The sequence below is a fragment of the Vibrio sp. 1078-1 genome (assembly GCF_033340475.1).
Genome location: NZ_JAWOWM010000010.1, coordinates 24,541 through 42,156, shown reverse-complemented (window position 1 = coordinate 42,156; position 17,616 = coordinate 24,541). Strand labels below are relative to the sequence as shown.

The 17,616-nt window shown below is 45.2% G+C and carries 13 protein-coding genes and 1 pseudogene; 11 read left to right on the top strand and 3 right to left on the bottom strand.

What is annotated here, in order from left to right; genetic code table 11:
• The first annotated feature begins 250 nt into the window (after positions 1-250).
• The 8 genes from R7190_RS17450 to R7190_RS17415 all read left to right on the top strand — a co-directional run bounded on the left by R7190_RS17450 (position 251) and on the right by R7190_RS17415 (position 11,574).
• Positions 251-913, top strand: coding sequence for a potassium channel family protein (locus R7190_RS17450; RefSeq protein WP_005388291.1), 663 nt, complete (start codon positions 251-253; stop codon positions 911-913).
• Complete coding sequence (locus R7190_RS17445) at positions 910-2,277, top strand: TrkH family potassium uptake protein (RefSeq protein ID WP_064353721.1); 1,368 nt, start codon at positions 910-912, stop codon at positions 2,275-2,277. The genes R7190_RS17450 and R7190_RS17445 overlap by 4 nt, the downstream gene beginning before the upstream one ends.
• Before the next feature lie 360 nt (positions 2,278-2,637).
• Positions 2,638-5,622: a M6 family metalloprotease domain-containing protein gene (locus tag R7190_RS17440; RefSeq protein ID WP_186584413.1), complete on the top strand. Its 2,985-nt coding sequence runs from the start codon at positions 2,638-2,640 to the stop codon at positions 5,620-5,622.
• Between the two features lie 172 nt (positions 5,623-5,794).
• Positions 5,795-6,607 carry a sugar transporter gene (locus R7190_RS17435; protein ID WP_186584412.1) on the top strand — a complete coding sequence of 271 codons (813 nt, stop codon included), beginning with the start codon at positions 5,795-5,797 and terminating at the stop codon, positions 6,605-6,607.
• Between the two features lie 176 nt (positions 6,608-6,783).
• Positions 6,784-8,253 (top strand): protein adenylyltransferase SelO, encoded by a 1,470-nt coding sequence (locus tag R7190_RS17430; RefSeq protein WP_053303268.1) that lies wholly within the window; start codon positions 6,784-6,786, stop codon positions 8,251-8,253.
• Between the two features lie 212 nt (positions 8,254-8,465).
• Positions 8,466-9,464 carry a TRAP transporter substrate-binding protein gene (locus tag R7190_RS17425; RefSeq protein WP_130546585.1) on the top strand — a complete coding sequence of 333 codons (999 nt, stop codon included), beginning with the start codon at positions 8,466-8,468 and terminating at the stop codon, positions 9,462-9,464.
• A 70-nt stretch (positions 9,465-9,534) separates the two neighbouring features.
• The gene (locus R7190_RS17420) at positions 9,535-10,209 is read left to right on the top strand and encodes a TRAP transporter small permease (RefSeq protein ID WP_005384308.1); all 675 of its coding nucleotides are present in this window, start codon (positions 9,535-9,537) and stop codon (positions 10,207-10,209) included.
• 3 nt (positions 10,210-10,212) lie between these two features.
• Positions 10,213-11,574 carry a TRAP transporter large permease gene (locus R7190_RS17415; protein ID WP_171346064.1) on the top strand — a complete coding sequence of 454 codons (1,362 nt, stop codon included), beginning with the start codon at positions 10,213-10,215 and terminating at the stop codon, positions 11,572-11,574.
• 33 nt (positions 11,575-11,607) lie between these two features.
• Here the strand turns inward: R7190_RS17415 and R7190_RS17410 are convergent, their stop codons facing one another.
• The 3 genes from R7190_RS17410 to R7190_RS17400 form a co-directional block, all read right to left on the bottom strand.
• Positions 11,608-11,790: a hypothetical protein gene (locus R7190_RS17410; protein ID WP_021034161.1), complete on the bottom strand. Its 183-nt coding sequence runs from the start codon at positions 11,788-11,790 to the stop codon at positions 11,608-11,610.
• A gap of 78 nt (positions 11,791-11,868) precedes the next feature.
• Positions 11,869-13,206 carry a sigma-54-dependent transcriptional regulator gene (locus R7190_RS17405; protein WP_005382254.1) on the bottom strand — a complete coding sequence of 446 codons (1,338 nt, stop codon included), beginning with the start codon at positions 13,204-13,206 and terminating at the stop codon, positions 11,869-11,871.
• Between the two features lie 4 nt (positions 13,207-13,210).
• The gene (locus R7190_RS17400; protein ID WP_171346065.1) at positions 13,211-15,016 is read right to left on the bottom strand and encodes a sensor histidine kinase; all 1,806 of its coding nucleotides are present in this window, start codon (positions 15,014-15,016) and stop codon (positions 13,211-13,213) included.
• A gap of 39 nt (positions 15,017-15,055) precedes the next feature.
• Here R7190_RS17400 and R7190_RS17395 point away from each other — a divergent pair.
• The 3 genes and pseudogenes from R7190_RS17395 (at position 15,056) to clpP (ending at position 17,582) form a co-directional block, all read left to right on the top strand.
• Positions 15,056-15,268, top strand: a pseudogene (locus R7190_RS17395) (hypothetical protein).
• Positions 15,269-15,542: 274 nt separating this feature from the next.
• Entirely contained in the window at positions 15,543-16,850 is a 1,308-nt protein-coding gene (tig, locus tag R7190_RS17390; protein WP_005382251.1) for a trigger factor, read from the top strand.
• A gap of 105 nt (positions 16,851-16,955) precedes the next feature.
• Positions 16,956-17,582, top strand: a complete 627-nt coding sequence (clpP, locus tag R7190_RS17385) for an ATP-dependent Clp endopeptidase proteolytic subunit ClpP (protein ID WP_005382347.1) — start codon at positions 16,956-16,958, stop codon at positions 17,580-17,582.
• The last annotated feature ends 34 nt before the right edge of the window (positions 17,583-17,616 follow it).

The following is a 17,616-nucleotide window of genomic DNA, read 5'->3' as shown; positions in this document are numbered from 1 at the left end:
CCAGTTTATCCCATGATCTAAAAGCCGCATTCTTGCGGCTTTTTGCGTTTTAAGGCATCCAATTATGTAGCCATCGCGACGGTTTCTATTCGGTAATGAGGAAAAAAGTTAATCAGTGTCATACGCTTAACACGTAAAGTGAATCAAGGTGCGTTAAGCTTTTGTCAATTATCTGTCCGCAGGTTTGCACAAGGTAAGGAATGGGCGCAAACTTTTTTGCTTGCTAATGAATGCATAAGATGGGGCACAAATGAAAACAGGTGATAAGCAATTCGCCGTTATTGGTCTTGGCCGATTTGGTTTGGCAGTGTGTAAAGAGTTACAAGATTCAGGCGCTCAAGTTTTAGCCGTTGACATCAACGAAGACAGAGTTAAAGAAGCCGCCAGTTTTGTTAGTCAGGCGGTTGTGGCTAACTGTACTCACGAAGAGACGGTTGCTGAGCTCAAACTTGATGATTACGACATGGTGATGATTGCCATCGGAGCGGATGTCAATGCCAGTATTCTTGCGACATTGATTGCTAAAGAGGCGGGAGTAAAGTCAGTATGGGTTAAAGCCAACGACCGTTTCCAAGCTCGTGTTCTGCAAAAAATTGGCGCAGACCACATTATCATGCCTGAGCGTGACATGGGGATACGTGTCGCGCGTAAAATGCTCGATAAACGGGTTCTTGAGTTCCACCCATTAGGCAGTGGCTTAGCTATGACGGAGTTTGTGATTGGCTCTCGTTGGATGGGTAAGACACTAAGTGATTTGGCTCTGTGCAAAGTCGATGGCGTGCAAGTGCTAGGGTTTAAACGGGGCCCAGAAATTACCAAGGCACCTGACCTTAATACCACACTAGAAATTGGTGACCTAATTATTGTGGTCGGCCCTCAAGATGCGCTCGCAAATAAATTAAAATCGCTATGACGTATTTTCATCAGAAAGGTGTTTTTTACGCACCAGATGGTAAACAAGAGAAAGCGAAAGGCAACGAACCGCGAATTATATTGCTCAGTTTTCTCGGTGTTTTACTGCCTTCTGCGGTATTGCTAACCTTGCCAGTTTTTTCTGTTACGGGACTGTCGATAACGGATGCTTTGTTTACCGCAACGTCCGCTATTAGTGTGACAGGGCTTGGTGTTGTCGATACTGGGCAACACTTTACGCTTGCGGGCAAAATCTTGCTGATGTTTTTAATGCAAATCGGTGGGTTGGGGCAGATGACTTTGTCGGCGGTCTTACTCTATATGTTCGGCGTGCGTTTGAGTTTGCGTCAACAAGCGCTGGCGAAAGAAGCATTAGGGCAAGATCGGCAAGTCAATCTAAACCGACTAGTAAAGCGGATTGTTGTTTTCGCGCTTGTTGCAGAAACGATCGGGTTTATTTTTCTCTCTATCCGCTGGGTCCCTGAAATGGGCTGGAAGACTGGTATGTTTTACGCCTTGTTTCATGCAATTTCTGCATTTAACAACGCTGGGTTCGCGCTGTTTTCTGACAGTATGATGAGCTTTGTGAATGATCCGTTGGTTATCTTTACACTGGCGGGGCTATTCATTTTTGGCGGGCTTGGTTTTACTGTTGTGGGTGACATCTGGCTAAACTGGCGCAAAGGTTTCCACTTTTTGCATCTTCACACCAAAATCATGCTGATTGCGACACCGATATTGCTCTTAGTCGGAACGATGATGTTTTGGTTACTTGAGCGAAGCAACCCAAACACAATGGCGTCTTTACCTGCAACAGGGCAATGGTTGGCGGCATTCTTTCAATCTGCGAGTGCGCGAACGGCAGGGTTTAATAGTGTTGACTTGGCGTTGTTTACCCAGCCGGCCTTACTGGTCATGATTGTTCTGATGTTAATTGGAGCGGGTTCCACCTCAACGGGGGGCGGTATTAAAGTTTCCACATTTGCTGTTGCGTTTATGGCTACGTGGACCTTTTTACGCCAAAAGAAACATGTGGTTATGTTTAAGCGAACCATAAATTGGCAAACTGTGACTAAGTCATTGGCAATTATCGTTGTGAGCGGAGCCATCCTGACAAGCGCAATGTTTTTATTGATGCTTACCGAGAAGGCCAGCTTTGATAAAGTTATGTTTGAAACCATTTCCGCATTTGCCACAGTGGGGCTCACCGCCGGTTTGACTGCGGAACTTTCTGAACCTGGTAAATACATTATGATCGTGGTGATGATCATTGGTCGTATTGGGCCGCTCACGCTTGCCTATATGTTGGCACGTCCTGAACCTACATTGGTCAAATACCCAGAAGACGCCGTTCTTACAGGTTAATATAGCGTTAAACAATGGCCGCGCGACCATTACGAGCATTGATTAATAGCAGTGCTCGTACATTTATAGAATATGTGGAATGTTGCCCAGTTTTACCTACAAATTCGTAGAAGTTCATTTCTTCTTCCTTTCGTTTCGATACTATTCATTCACTCAATTTATATTCTCAGAAGCTACGCTCATAACAGCGTTTTGGAATCCGACGCTTTTGTAGTGTGACACCAAACTACGTCGTGTTATCTGAGCGAATTGATACCAGCCTTCGTCAATAGTCACTCAGTCTTACTCTATGCCCATAGGGTTACTTTGTGTTTGTTGTGCTTGGTATTAATTAACGAATCGAAAAGATGGAGTCGTACTTTGAAATTCAACACACTCGCCATGGCTATGCTAACTGCGCTTCTTGCAGGGAAGAGCATGGCAACTACTCCGCCATCACCGGTTTGGCATACTATTGCGTTGAGCGATGGTAGTTCCAGTGAGGCAATTCTACGTGGAACGGCAGATTTCCACTGGTTTGAAGATAAGCAGGGCAATGCCTTACTTCAGGAAGACGGCGTTTGGTTTTTCGCGCGGATTCAGCGCGAGTCAGACACGCCAATATTGATCTCGACAGGTGTGGTGAAAACGCAGTCGAGTGAGCCACCTGAGTCGGCGAGGTTTCGCCCGGATTTACAAGTTAAACCGCAATTATCTTCTCTAAAAACCATTGAACCGATGGCACGAAAAAACCTACTGCGTTCGGCGCAAGGTTACCAGGCGATGAGCAGTTCAACGGTGAAGCAGCAGCCCCTATTGGTTGTGCAAGTTTCGTTTGATGACCAAGCAATGGTGCACGATTTTGAGCAACGCGTATTTAATACCAATGGTCAAAGCGTTGTGGATTACTTTGATAAAAACTCTCAAGGTAAATTCAAAGTTGTTCCTGCACTTGAGAGTTACGGCACCGCCAATGACGGTGTGATAGATGTGACTGTGGCACAAAGCCACCCTAACTGTCACTCTAGTTCTACTGATAAGACATGCACCGCCAAGTTGAATGCGGTTTTCACCGAGGCTTATCAAAAACTGGATCCATACTTTAATCTTTCGGCCTACGACAGCAATCAAAATGGTACCGTAGAACCGTCAGAACTCTCTGTCATGTTTATTTTTGCGGGGGGCGATCGTTCAACAGGGGTTCTCAACCGTCCTGCTATTTGGCCGCACAAATTCTCTCACGATGATGTCACACTAGATGGTAAAAAGATCACAGACTATTGTGTGTTCGCTGACTATCAAGTTGATCATCAAGCGACCTTGGGCGTGATCGTACACGAGCTTGGCCACTTAATGCTTGGCTTACCGGATTTGTACGCAAGGAACAGTGATGCCTCGATCGGCTCTTGGGGCGTGATGGGTGGCGGTTCATGGGCGCAGAAACCGGGAGATTCATACGCTGGTGACACTCCGGTGAACATGAGTGCATGGAGCAAACACGCTGCTGGTTTTGTTGTACCAACGGTAACTCATGAAAGTCCAGCGCCTATTTCTGTGAACAACGACGATGTCAAGCTGGTGTATCTCGACCCGTACTTGAAAGAGTTTGGCCCACGTGTTTACTTGGAAAATCGCACCTTTAGCGGTTACGACCGAGCATTGGCGGCTGAAGGTATCCTGGCGACGTCGGTCAATGTCCAGAACCGCTTTAATGATGTTGGCGCGATGCAGGTTCAAATCATGCAGGCTGATGGTCTGAATGAGTTAGAAAATGGTGGTAGGAGTGACGCTGACGATTTGTACCCTAATGGTGGCAATGTCATTTCAGATACATCGACCCCGGGTCTGAGAACGATCACAGGGTTTGATACTGGGGTTCGTATTTCCAACATTGCCAGCAACACCAACGGTGGTAGTTTTTCTCTTGAACATACAAACGAACCAAATAAGTCAGCATGGCTGAACTCTCTTCACCAAGGTTATGTGTACGCGAGTGGGAGTAACACTCTGGCGGTGCCACTGGACTTGAATCGTGATACAGAGCTTGATGGCCTTCAACTTTACGCGCAAAGAGATAGCGCTCAAAGTGACATGACTTATCGAGTTTGGCGATTCCCATTTTCTGGAAACATTGGCTATCGATTAATATTGAATCAAAACAACGCTGAGCTTTTACAACAAGGTAACTTCCAAAAGTCATCTCGAATTTTATTCCCTCAATCAAGCCAATTGAGTGCGGGTCAGCATTTATTGGTCGTTGAATTGGAAGGCGGTCAATTTGATGCAAACTTTGATTTCGGTCGCTTGCTAAAAACTGAAAAAGCCTCTCTACCTGTAATGTGGACTGGTGATTACAGTGAGATTGGCACGTTTGGTCTAGAAAAAGCCGGGTTCTCTTATATTCCGTTTGCAGCATTATTAAATGTGGATGCGAGCAACTTGGTTGAAGCGAAATCTGATTCGTTACAAACCAATAAAAATACGCCAATCAAACTGAACCTGATGGACAATGATTTCATGGCGGTAGGGTATCAGTTCAATGTGGACATTGTGCAGAAGCCTGAGCACGGCACCATCTCTGGCAACCAGTACCAACCTGAAGCTAACTTCGTTGGTCTGGACACTTTCCAATATCGTTTGTTGTCGGTTGATGGTGCGTACTCATCTTCAATCGTGAATGTGCAAGTGGAAGTGCTTGGCAGCAACGAAGCGCCAGTGGCTGTGATTGATGTTGATAATAAAGACATGACGGTTGGGCAGCGAGTCACGTTGTCTGCGTTAAATAGTACGGATGCTGATGGTGATGTGTTGAGTTATAAATGGGAGCAGTTGGCTGGCACTTCAGTTTCTCCTGGCAATGCAACCAGTGTTAGCACAAGCTTTACGGTGCCTCAAGGTGCAAAAGCGGGTGAGGTTCTGACATTCCGTTTAACCGTGACTGACCCTAGTAATGAAACGTCCAGTGCTACCGTCGATTTAACCATGAAAAACGCAGCGCCAGTTACGCTTGCAGATACGGCGACCGTTGCCGTTGGTGAAAGTATTCTGATTGATGCAGCGAGCAATGATTCGGATGTGAACGGCGATAAACTGGTTGTAGAAAGTGTACAGAACGTAACGGGTGTGGGAAGTGCGAGTGTAGAGAATGGCAAAATCCGTTTTCAAGCACCGGATAGCCCTACTGACGGCATCAAGCTGCAATATACGGTTTCAGACGGTCATGGTGCCACTGCTACGGGTGAAGTTATCGTGACGGTTGTTGCTTCTTTGAAGACAACGACATTCAAGAACTCAGAAGGTAGCGGCAGTGTTTCTTATTGGGCTTTGATGTTACTTGCAACATTAGGCTGGCGACGTCGCGTCTAAAACGGTATTGAATTGCGGTATAAGCCACTCACATTGGGTGGCTTATTTTTTATCTGATTTATTTTGGTTTCGTTCTCATTATCTTATGAGATGTGTTTCTCATTATTTTTAAAGCGATTTTTCTACTCTGCGGTTACCCTAGGGGCCGATTTTTATGAACTAAGGATGTTATATGTCTACCGAGGGCTTTTCTGTTTCGGAAATATGCCGAGAAGCGGCAGTGATGGTCAGAAGGAATCTACTCGCAATTGTTATTGCTTGTATTCCGTTGATTATCGTGCACTCAATTTTTGCTTTTATGTATCCTGAAATGACGGGGCAAGATCAAGCTAACGTTCAAGAAGGCAATGTCTCAGGATTTTATTTCGTCACAATTATTTTGTACCCACTTGTTGCCGCTATGGCGGCTGTGCGTGTGCATCGAATTTATTTAGTCGGTGATTACATGCACTCGGCGTTGGATGTATTTCGTTTGTCAGCTCGAGAATTCCGTTTCATAGGCTGGTGGATACTGTTTGGACTGATGATGATGCTCGTTATTGGTATCCCGATCTTTGTGTTGTCGTTTATCTACATTGCAGAAAGTGGTGAAGCCGACTTTGTTGCTATGGCTATTATCACAACGATTGCAAGCGTTCCTGGCTATTGGGTAATGGCGCGATGGTCATTTGTGTTGCCAGCGACTGCAATGGATCATCAACCGCGCAGTTTGCGTCGTTCGTGGAACCAGAGCAGAGCATACAACAAACAAGTATTCATTTTGATGGGACTAATTCCATTGGGTGCGGGCTTGCTCAGTCAGCTGATCTTTAGCCACTTTACGAATCTCTTTATGTTGAGCCTCGTCGGTGTGGCCTATGGTATTTTTGGCGCGTACCAGCTGGCATTGTTATCGTTGAGCTATAAAACGGTAGTGGATATCGAACGCGCTCGTTTTGATACGACATCACAGCCACCAAAAACGGGTGAAGAATTTTCCGCTTAACCCTTTGATCGTTTTTACATGCTACCTCTGTTTAGGAGACGGTCTGCGGCAGGTTGATACCTTCCTGCCGCCTTCGCGTTATTCACGCAAAATACCCATGCCCATTTCATGGCTGAATGACAGGGACATTCACACGTATACTCACAACAGTACTTCTTTTTATTAAGGAACCCTACATGTCCATTTGGCAACGGGTCAATTTCACCCATCGCTTTAGTCAATTACCGTCAGCGTTCTATACGTTGGTCGAGCCACAACCCTTGGACAACACTCGCTGGGTCGCTTGGAATGGTGAGTTTGCACAGCAGTTTGGTTTACCAGAAGAGCAAAACGATGAGTTATTGGCGGTTTTTTCTGGGCTAAGTGAATTCGAACAATTTCGTCCTCTTGCGATGAAATATGCAGGCCATCAGTTTGGCGTTTACAACCCAGATTTGGGCGATGGACGTGGATTACTGTTGGCAGAAATTGAGCATCAGGATGGTACTTGGTTTGATCTTCACCTCAAAGGTGCAGGGCTAACGCCTTACTCGCGAATGGGGGATGGGCGAGCGGTATTACGCTCGACTATCCGTGAGTACCTGTGCAGTGAAGCCATGGCAGGCCTTGGGGTTCCCACGACACGTGCTCTCGGTATGATGGTCAGTGATACACCTGTTTATCGAGAAAAAACGGAATCGGGCGCTTTGTTACTTCGAATGGCTGAAACCCATGTTCGATTCGGTCACTTTGAGCATTTCTTTTACACCAACCAGTTAGCAGAGCAGAAGCTGTTGGCGGATAAGGTGATTGAGTGGCACTTTGCTGATTGTGCATCGGCGGAGAAACCATATGCCGCGATGTTTGACGCCATCGTGACTAAAACAGCCGAGATGATCGCATATTGGCAAGCTTTTGGTTTTGCGCATGGTGTGATGAATACCGATAACATGTCAATTCTTGGGCAAACTTTTGATTATGGTCCGTTTGGCTTTCTTGATGATTATGAGCCGGGATACATTTGTAATCATTCAGACTACCAGGGTCGTTACGCATTTGATCAACAGCCTAGAATTGCGCTTTGGAACCTGTCAGCACTGGCGCATGCGCTATCGCCACTCGTTGAACGAGAAGATTTAGAATCGTCGTTGAGTCAATTTGAAGTTCATTTAAGCCAGCAGTTCAGCCGCCTCATGCGTGAGAAGTTGGGCTTAAAAACCAAGATAGCGGAAGACGGGCGTTTGTTTGAAGCTATGTTTGAGCTTCTTCACCAGAACAAAACGGACTACACTCGCTTCTTCAGAACACTTTCAAACCTTGATAATGCGCCTTCCCAAGCCGTAATCGATTTATTTCTCGACCGAGAAGCTGCGCGAGCTTGGCTTGATCTGTACTTAGCTCGGTGTGAGCTAGAGGTTGATGAACTAGGGGGCCTGATTTCAACCGAACAGCGTTGCAAACAGATGCGTCAAGCCAATCCCAAATACATCTTGCGTAACTACTTGGCTCAGTTGGCGATTGATAAAGCGGAAGAAGGGGACTTTAGCGAATTACACCGATTGGCCGAACTGTTAAAACGCCCATTTGATGAGCAACCCGAGTTTGATGATTACGCGAAATTGCCGCCGGAATGGGGGAAGAAAATGGAGATAAGCTGTTCTTCATAAATGGGTCATTTCCCACCCATTTGTATCTTTTTCTTGGGTGGAATTCACTCGTTACACTTCTGATTCATGTTAATGGGCTATGTTAATTTATTGAAATACATATAAATTTTAACATGGTCCATTAATTGCTCTTTGTTGAACATCCGTACCCATCGCCTAACACCTAGTTACTCATGGACGGGATGGGATGTGATTCAACAAGGAGAATAATAATGTTTAAGCCTCTAACTCTACTATCTGTCTCTGCACTTGCCGTTACCAGTTTTAATGCTGCCGCAAATTGTGACCCGGGTGAAACGGTCATCAAGTTTAGCCATGTAACGAATGCGGACAAACACCCTAAAGGCATCGCGGCTTCGTTACTTGAAAAGCGCGTCAACGAAGAGATGAACGGTAAAGTCTGTATGCAGGTGTTTCCTAACTCAACACTTTATGATGATGACAAAGTGTTGGAAGCGCTACTGAACGGTGATGTTCAACTCGCTGCTCCTTCTCTTTCTAAGTTTGAGAAATTCACCAAGAAGTACCGCCTTTTCGATCTCCCTTTCTTGTTCGATGATGTCGACGCGGTTGACCGTTTCCAAAACTCGGAAGCGGGTGAAAAGCTGAAAAATTCAATGAAACGTCGTGGCCTACAAGGCATTGCGTTTTGGCATAACGGCATGAAGCAAATGTCAGCCAACAAGCCGCTCATTTCTCCAACTGATGCTGAAGGACTTAAGTTCCGTGTTCAAGCGTCTGATGTACTCGTTGCTCAGTTTGAGCAGCTAGGTGCTAACCCACAAAAAATGTCGTTCAAAGAAGTTTACGGCGGCTTGCAAACTAAGGTTATTGATGGTCAAGAAAATACTTGGTCAAACATTTACGGCAAAAAATTCTTCGAAGTTCAAGATGGCATTACGGAAACGAACCACGGAATTTTGGATTACTTAGTTGTGACGTCAAACGACTTCTGGGAAAACCTACCAGATGATCAGCGCGAGCAGTTAAATACCATTATTCAAGAGGTAACTGCGCAGCGTAATGCTGAGTCAACCAAAGTAAACCTTGCGAATAAGAACAATATCATCGAAGCCGGTGGTGTGGTTCGTACTCTAACGCCAGAACAGCGCCAAGAGTGGGTCACTGCACTTCAACCAGTATGGAAGAAGTTCGAAAAAGACATTGGTTCTGACCTAATCGAAGCCGCTTTGGCGTCTAACCAAAAATAATAACACCTAGCACATTTAGCCCTCTCAAACTAAGGGGGCTCTTTCCCTCTACAGACGACGTGATGTAATTATGGAACAGACTTTTTTTGCCAAGGCTGGACGAATCACCGATGCCATTGAAGAGACTTTGATTGCTTTCTTCTTGGGTGCCATGACCTTGCTGACCTTTGCCAATGTCATCTTTCGTTATGTTTTTAACGACAATATTCTTTGGGCGCTTGAGCTCACCGTTTTCATGTTCGCATGGATGGTGTTGGTTGGCGCATCTTATGGTGTGAAAAAACACTTTCATATTGGTGTCGATGTCATTATTAACATCGTTCCGGAAGGTAAACGAAAAGCCCTTGCGCTTTTTGCAGCAATGTGTTGCTTAGCCTTCTCTATTTTGCTGTTAATTGGCGCTTGGAACTACTGGTATCCGTTCGCTACTGACCGAGCGTGGTATGAAACGGACGATATTCCGATGCCTGAAATACTCCAGTTCATGGCCGACTGGTTAAATGAGGGAGAGCGTTATGAAAAGCTGCCACGTTTTATTCCTTACTTCGCTTTGCCGCTTGGAATGGCGCTACTAACGTTTAGATTTGTTCAAGTCACGTGGCAAATCGCTACTGGTAAGCTCGATCGCTTGATTGCAGGACATGAAGCGGAGGAAGAGCTCGAATCTCTTAAAGCTGAGATGAGTGACGCTGAAGACGTAATGGCTCCAAAGGCCTCGCAAGACGCTAAAAACAAGGAGCAATAAGCCATGGATATCTTATTTCTATTTTTGATGGTAATTGGCTTTATGCTGGTTGGCGTGCCAATTGCTATTTCGCTGGGCCTTTCCAGTGTTCTTTTCCTTTTAATGCATTCGGATGCCTCTTTAGCGTCAGTTGCTCAAACGCTGTTTAATGCATTCGCGGGCCACTACACGCTATTGGCTATTCCATTCTTTATATTGGCTTCAAGCTTTATGTCGACGGGTGGCGTAGCAAAGCGGATCATTCGTTTCGCCATTGCCATTGTAGGCTGGTTCCGCGGCGGTTTGGCGATGGCTTCGGTTGTCGCGTGTATGATGTTTGCCGCGTTGTCAGGTTCCTCACCTGCAACGGTTGTTGCCATAGGTAGTATTGTTATCGCAGGTATGATCAAAAACGGTTACTCAAAAGAGTTTGCCTCTGGGGTAATTTGTAACGCAGGTACGCTAGGGATTTTGATCCCACCTTCGATTGTGATGGTGGTGTATGCAGCCGCAACGGATGTGTCAGTTGGACGTATGTTCCTTGGTGGTGTGATTCCCGGTTTGCTGGCGGGAATCATGTTGATGATCGCGATTTACATTGCCGCGAGAATCAAGAACCTTCCAAAGCAACCTTTTGTCGGTTGGAAAGAAACTTTTGATGCCGCCAAGGATGCAAGCTGGGGCTTGTTGTTGGTCGTCATCATTCTTGGTGGTATCTATGGCGGTATCTTTACGCCGACAGAAGCCGCTGCGGTTGCTGCTGTGTACTCATTCTTTATTGCTAACTTTGTATACAAAGACATGGGGCCATTTGCAGACAAGAAAAACACTAAACCTGCGCTCGTTAAAATCTTCCAAACCTTTGTTCATAAAGACACCAAACACACCCTGTATGAAGCGGGCAAACTCACCATCATGCTGCTGTTCATCATTGCTAATGCCTTAATTTTGAAGCATGTTTTAACGGAAGAACGCATCCCGCAAATGATCACCGAGTCGATGCTCTCGGCTGGTCTCGGACCCATCACTTTCTTGATTGTGGTGAACGTCTTGTTGTTGATTGGTGGTCAGTTTATGGAGCCATCAGGCTTGTTGATCATTGTTGCGCCGCTCGTGTTCCCAATTGCGATTGCATTAGGCATAGACCCAATTCACTTGGGCATAATGATGGTGGTGAATATGGAGATAGGAATGATAACGCCGCCCGTGGGTCTTAACTTATTTGTGACCGCTGGTGTTGCCAAAATGTCGATGATGAACGTAGTGAAGGCAGCATTACCCTGGGTTGGAGTGATGTTCTTATTCCTAATTATCGTCACATATGTACCATGGGTTTCGACTTGGTTGCCTACTACTTTGATGGGGCCGGAGATCATTACCAAGTAATGGAAGCCAGAAAGTAGAAAGAGGTGTGAGAATTCACACCTCTTCGTCTATTGACTTGTAGCAAGTTTTGCGCGGGTCTGAATTAATTCGACGTTCATAGTGTCGCCACCTCTTTTTATTTTTACGACGCTCTTCACCGAATCTTCTCTCTTCTTGATAGCAACCGTCTACGAGCACGGTATCTGTAACAATCGGTATTCTCACTTTTTCGTTCATATCTGTAACAACCATGATAAACCTGTTGTTAAAAATTATGATTCAAGTTGAATATAATGCCAGTTATCTGAACGTGTTTTATTTGTAAAGGTCTTTATTTATTTGGTAGCGCTGCATCTTGTCGTAAAGGGTTTTTCTTGGCACATTCAATTGGCACATTGTCTGTTTAATACTACCGTTGTTTTCTAATAAAGCGCCTTCAATGGCTGCTCTCTCAAACTCCGCTACTTGCTCTGCAAGGCTTGAGGAAGACTTAGCGACTGGGTTCGATTCTCCCAACTGAATTAACTTACCCAATAGCACAAAACGCTCTGCAGCATTTCTGAGTTCTCGAACATTGCCAGGCCAGTCATGGCTCATCAGTTGCGCTAGATCTTGGGGTGACAAGCTAGGTGAGCTTTTACCATAACGTGAAGCTGCTACCAACAGAAAGTGGTGAAAGAGGGCGGGAATATCTTCTTTTCGTTCGCGTAGTGGCGGGAGATCCAAGGTCACGACATTGAGCCGATAATAGAGATCCTGACGGAAAGTACCTTCTTCAGCTGCGTGTTTTAAATCGACCTTTGTTGCGGCAATCACTCGAATATCTAAAGGCAATAATTCATTGGAACCGACACGCTCAATCACGCGCTCTTGTAATACCCTCAATAAACGAATTTGGGCTTGGATAGGCATCGACTCGATCTCATCCAAGAAAAGTGTGCCGCCTTGTGCAAACTCAAATTTACCGATACGACGGCTTTCGGCGCCAGTGAATGCGCCTTTTTCATGGCCGTAGAGTTCACTCTCAATTAAGTTCTCTGGAACCGCTCCACAATTTACGGCGACAAAGTTTTGGTTCCGGCGAGAGCTTTGCTCATGTAAAGAGCGAGCGATTAACTCTTTCCCTGTACCGGTCTCACCAAACAATAAAATATCGGCGTCGGTATCGGCGATTTGGGTGATGGTCTCTCGTAATATTTGGATGCTAGAGGTTTCACCAATAACTCGTGGACCAAGGGTTTTACTGGCTTTAAGTGACAGGCGCAGTTTTTCATTTTCATTGGTTAGTTTGCGCTTCTCAATCGCCCGCTTAACCGTTTCAACCAAATGTTCTGGCGCAAAAGGTTTCTCAATGAAGTCGTAAGCGCCTTGATGAAGGGCTTGCACAGCCATGGAAATATCACCGTGTCCCGTGATCATGATGACGGGTAAGTTTGCATCGCGTTGAGTCAAAGTTGTCAGCATATCCATACCAGAAATGCCCGGCAAACAGATATCAGTGACCACGACGCCAGCTTCTTCTCCTTGCTGCATCGCTATTAAAGCCGATTCTGCATCCACAAAAAACTTGGCGTCGATATCCGCCAGTTCAAAGGTCTGTTCTATAGCGATTCTGAGATCGGCCTCATCATCAATAAAAAACACCTGACACATGATCTTATCCTTTTGATGGTTCAGTGTTGTAAGAAGTGATAGGTAAACACAATGAGAATCGAGCGCCGCCTTGTTCTCGATTATGGGCACATAATTTTCCATTCATACTGGCTAAGATTTGTTGCGAGATAGAGAGACCCAAACCTAAACCGTTCAGTTTAGTGGTTAGAAACGGCTCACATAAATCAGAAAGTGAGAAAGAGCCAAGCCCTGGGCCATTATCATCAACATGAATCCAAACCAAATCAGTGTGCTCATCGTGTTCTACAGATAATTCTACCTGTTTGTCTTGTTGTTCTTTGAGTGCTTCTATCGCATTAGTCAGTAAATTGACCAACACTTGCTCCAGTTGAATAGTATTGATCTGCACTTCAACATCATGCTCTGGCAAATTTGTTTCTAACGTAACGCGCCCTGATTTAAATGCGGGCTTCATCAGTTCTTTTACAGAGGCAATCACAGGGAACAATCGAGATTGAGCCAACTCGTCACCACTGGTTTTTTTGGCGAAAGAGCGAAGTTGCTGACTGATATTTGCCATACGGTCAGTGAGAGCAGAAATGCGAGTGAGATTATCTTCCACTCGCTCATATTTTTCTTTTTTTAGAAACAGCTTGCCGTTCTCCGCAAAGCTACGAATTGCCGCAAGTGGATTATTCAGTTCGTGGCTGATACTGGCCGACATTTGTCCTAACACCGCGAGTTTCGCTGCTTGCACCAATTCGTCTTGAGTAACGCGTAAAGTTTGCTCGGTATCGATACGCTGTGCGATCTCCGCTTGCAACTCGGCAGTCCGTGCCATGACTTGATATTCCAACTTTTGATTGGCTTCTTGTTGAATTCGTTCAAGTTGCAAGTGACGCTGTTGACGGTGATAGATAAGCTGACCAATTAAAAACAAAACCATGAATGCTAGAGTGAGTACAAAGATGTAACCCATGGTGAACCAAACGATCGACTGTTTAGGAGACAGCACACGAATAGTCAGTTTGAGTTCGGGAAGGGGCAGCGAAGAGACCACCAAGGTTCCTTTATTGTATGGGTAACCCTGTTTAAGCTCAGAATGCACCTCGTCCAAACTACCCACTAATCCAAGCGTTTCAATTGGCGCATCAAGATATTGTTGGCTTGCCCAAACTTGCTTTTTCTCTTTTTTTGTCAGTGGTTGTAAGCTTTTGAGTAGCCATTCACTTCGGCTACTCATGAAAACAATTCCGTATGGGTCGCTGGCGACAAAAACACTGTTAGGTTGCTGCCAGTTGTCCTCTATCTTACTTAGGTCCATCTTCACCACGACGACACCAAGTACACCGCCAGCGTATACGATGGGATAAGAATAGTAGTAGCCACGTTTACCAGATGTTGAGCCCAGTGCGTAGTATTGGCTTCTTTTGCCTACAATGGCTTGTTTGAAATAAGGGCGAAATGCAAAATTTCGCCCGATAAAGGAGCGCTCTTTACGCCAGTTGCTGGCTGCGATCGTTGTACCCCATTGATCGATTAAGTACGTATCCGCTGCTTCAATCACGCCATTAACGGATTCTAAATACCGATTAGTGATTTCCAGTTGCGCACTGTTGTTGGGGTGCTGAAGCGCTTGATAAAGAGGATCATCTTTAGCTAGAAGATTTGGGATATGGGCGTACTTATCGAGTTTATTTTTTATATGGCCAGAAAACTGCTCCAGCTGTGATTGGTGTTTATCAAGTAGAGATTGATAACTGGTCTGCCAAACCCAATGGCCACCGATAATTGCGCACAGGAAATAGAAAGCAAAAAATGTCAGCAGAATCCGTTTTTTTTGCGACATCCTTACACTCCTTACAACTTCCTTTGGTCACGTAAGAAAATGTTAATAGTTTGTAGGAAGGATTAGGGATTTAGTTTTCAACTCTGTGGAGTAAAACAAGAGCAAGATCTCTTTTTAGGCTTTTCGATAAAAAAACCGGTCGATTCTCTTGAAAAAGTCGCTATTGTCCCCATTCTAGATATGCTGGCGATGCTTAGACGGTGTCTGAATCGCATTTTTGAAGAAAAAGTGGGTCAGCATTCGAGAATTTAGCGCAGACAATGTCCACATAGTGGCTATTGGCTCGACAGGGTTGCGACAGATCGCTAGAATGTCGCGTCTAAAAATTCTGTCCTGAGGCTAATAGGAGATACCTTTGGTTATTTTATCGAAGATATCACTGATTAGTCCGGTACTGACAACCAGTATCGATACTCGATTTTAAATTAGGTGTTCGGACAGAACACTACACAAGGATGAAGCGTAAGCTCCTCTGAGTTTCGCTCATACGCTCGGAAAACCGAGCCACTTTAGAGGTTTATATATAATGCAAGTTACTGTTGAAACGCTAGAGGGCCTAGAGCGCCGTCTAAACATTACTGTTCCAGCTGCAAACATCGAAGACGCTGTAACAGCTGAACTACGCAACATCGCTAAAAACCGTCGTTTCGATGGTTTCCGTAAGGGTAAAGTGCCTCTAAAAATGGTTGCTAAGATGTACGGCAAAGCAGTACGTCAAGACGTTCTTGGTGAAGTAATGCAACGCCACTTCATCGAAGCTATCGTTAAAGAGAAAATCAACCCAGCTGGCGCTCCAACTTTCGCTCCTGTAGAGAACAAAGAAGGTTCAGACCTAGTTTTCACTGCAACTTTTGAAGTTTACCCAGAAGTTGAGCTTAAAGGCCTAGAGAGCATCACTGTTGAAAAACCACTAACAGAAGTTAAAGATGCAGACGTAGAAGAGATGATCGATACTCTACGTAAGCAACAAGCAACTTGGGTTGAAGTTGAAGAAGCAGCAGAAGATGGCAAACGCGTAAGCATCGACTTCGTTGGTTCTATCGACGGTGAAGAGTTCGAAGGCGGTAAAGCTGAGAACTTCCCTCTAGAAATGGGTGCTGGTCGCATGATCCCTGGTTTCGAAGACGGTATCGCAGGTAAAACTGCTGGTATGGAATTCGACATCGACGTGACTTTCCCAGAAGATTACCACGCTGAAAACCTAAAAGGTAAAGCAGCTAAGTTCGCAATCAAAGTGAACAAAGTTGAAGCTCGTGAACTTCCAGAACTAAACGACGAGTTCGTTGCTAAGTTCGGTGTTGTTGAAGGTGGTGTTGAAGCACTTAAAGCTGAAGTTCGTAAGAACATGGAACGCGAACTTAAGCAAGCTGTTAAGAACCGCATCAAAGAGCAAGCGATTGACGGTCTAGTTGAGCAAAACGACATCAACGTACCATCAGCGCTTATCGAGCAAGAAATCCAAGTTCTACGTCAACAAGCTGCACAACGCTTCGGTGGTAACCCAGAAGCTGCTGCTCAGCTTCCACGTGAACTGTTCGAAGAACAAGCTAAACGTCGCGTAGTTGTTGGTCTTCTACTAGGTGAAGTAATCAAATCTGAAGAGCTAAAAGCGGACGACGAGAAAGTTAAAGCTCTAATCGAAGAAATGGCTACTGCATACGAAGATCCATCAGAAGTTATTGCTTACTACGAGCAAAACGAAGAAATGATGAACAACATGCGCAACGTAGCTCTAGAAGAGCAAGCAATCGACGCGATCATCGCTAAAGCACAGGTTTCTGAGAAAGAAGTAGGCTTCAACGAGCTACTTAACCAACAACAACCTGCTGCTTAATAAGCAATATCTTGCGTAGAAGGTTGACTTAACGTTAACTATTCTGCTAACAATGGTCCGTATGATAGTCATCATCCGGGCCATTTATTTTAGGGACATAAGAATATGAGCTACCAAGAAAAAAATGCAATGTCGCCAATTATGGACGCGCTAGTACCAATGGTGGTTGAACAAACTTCCCGAGGCGAACGCTCTTACGACATCTACTCACGTCTGCTTAAAGAGCGCGTGATTTTTTTAACGGGTCAAGTGGAAGACCACATGGCAAACCTTGTCGTGGCTCAGCTACTTTTCCTAGAATCTGAAAATCCAGATAAAGATATTTTCTTATACATCAACTCTCCAGGCGGCAGCGTAACAGCAGGTATGTCTATTTACGATACCATGCAGTTCATTAAGCCAAATGTGAGCACAGTATGTATGGGTCAAGCATGTTCAATGGGTGCCTTCCTGCTTGCAGGTGGTGCGCCAGGTAAGCGTTATGTACTGCCTAACTCACGTGTAATGATCCACCAACCATTGGGTGGTTTCCAGGGTCAAGCTTCTGATATCCAAATCCATGCTCAGGAAATCCTGACGATTAAACAGAAGCTAAACAAGTTGTTAGCAGAACATACAGGCCAACCTCTTGAAGTCATTGAGCGCGATACTGATCGTGATAACTTCATGTCATCAGAGCAGGCTGTGGAATACGGTATCGTGGATGCAGTGTTAAGCCACCGTGGCGAGTAATTAGCCAGCGCATTTTGGCAAAAATTGATATACA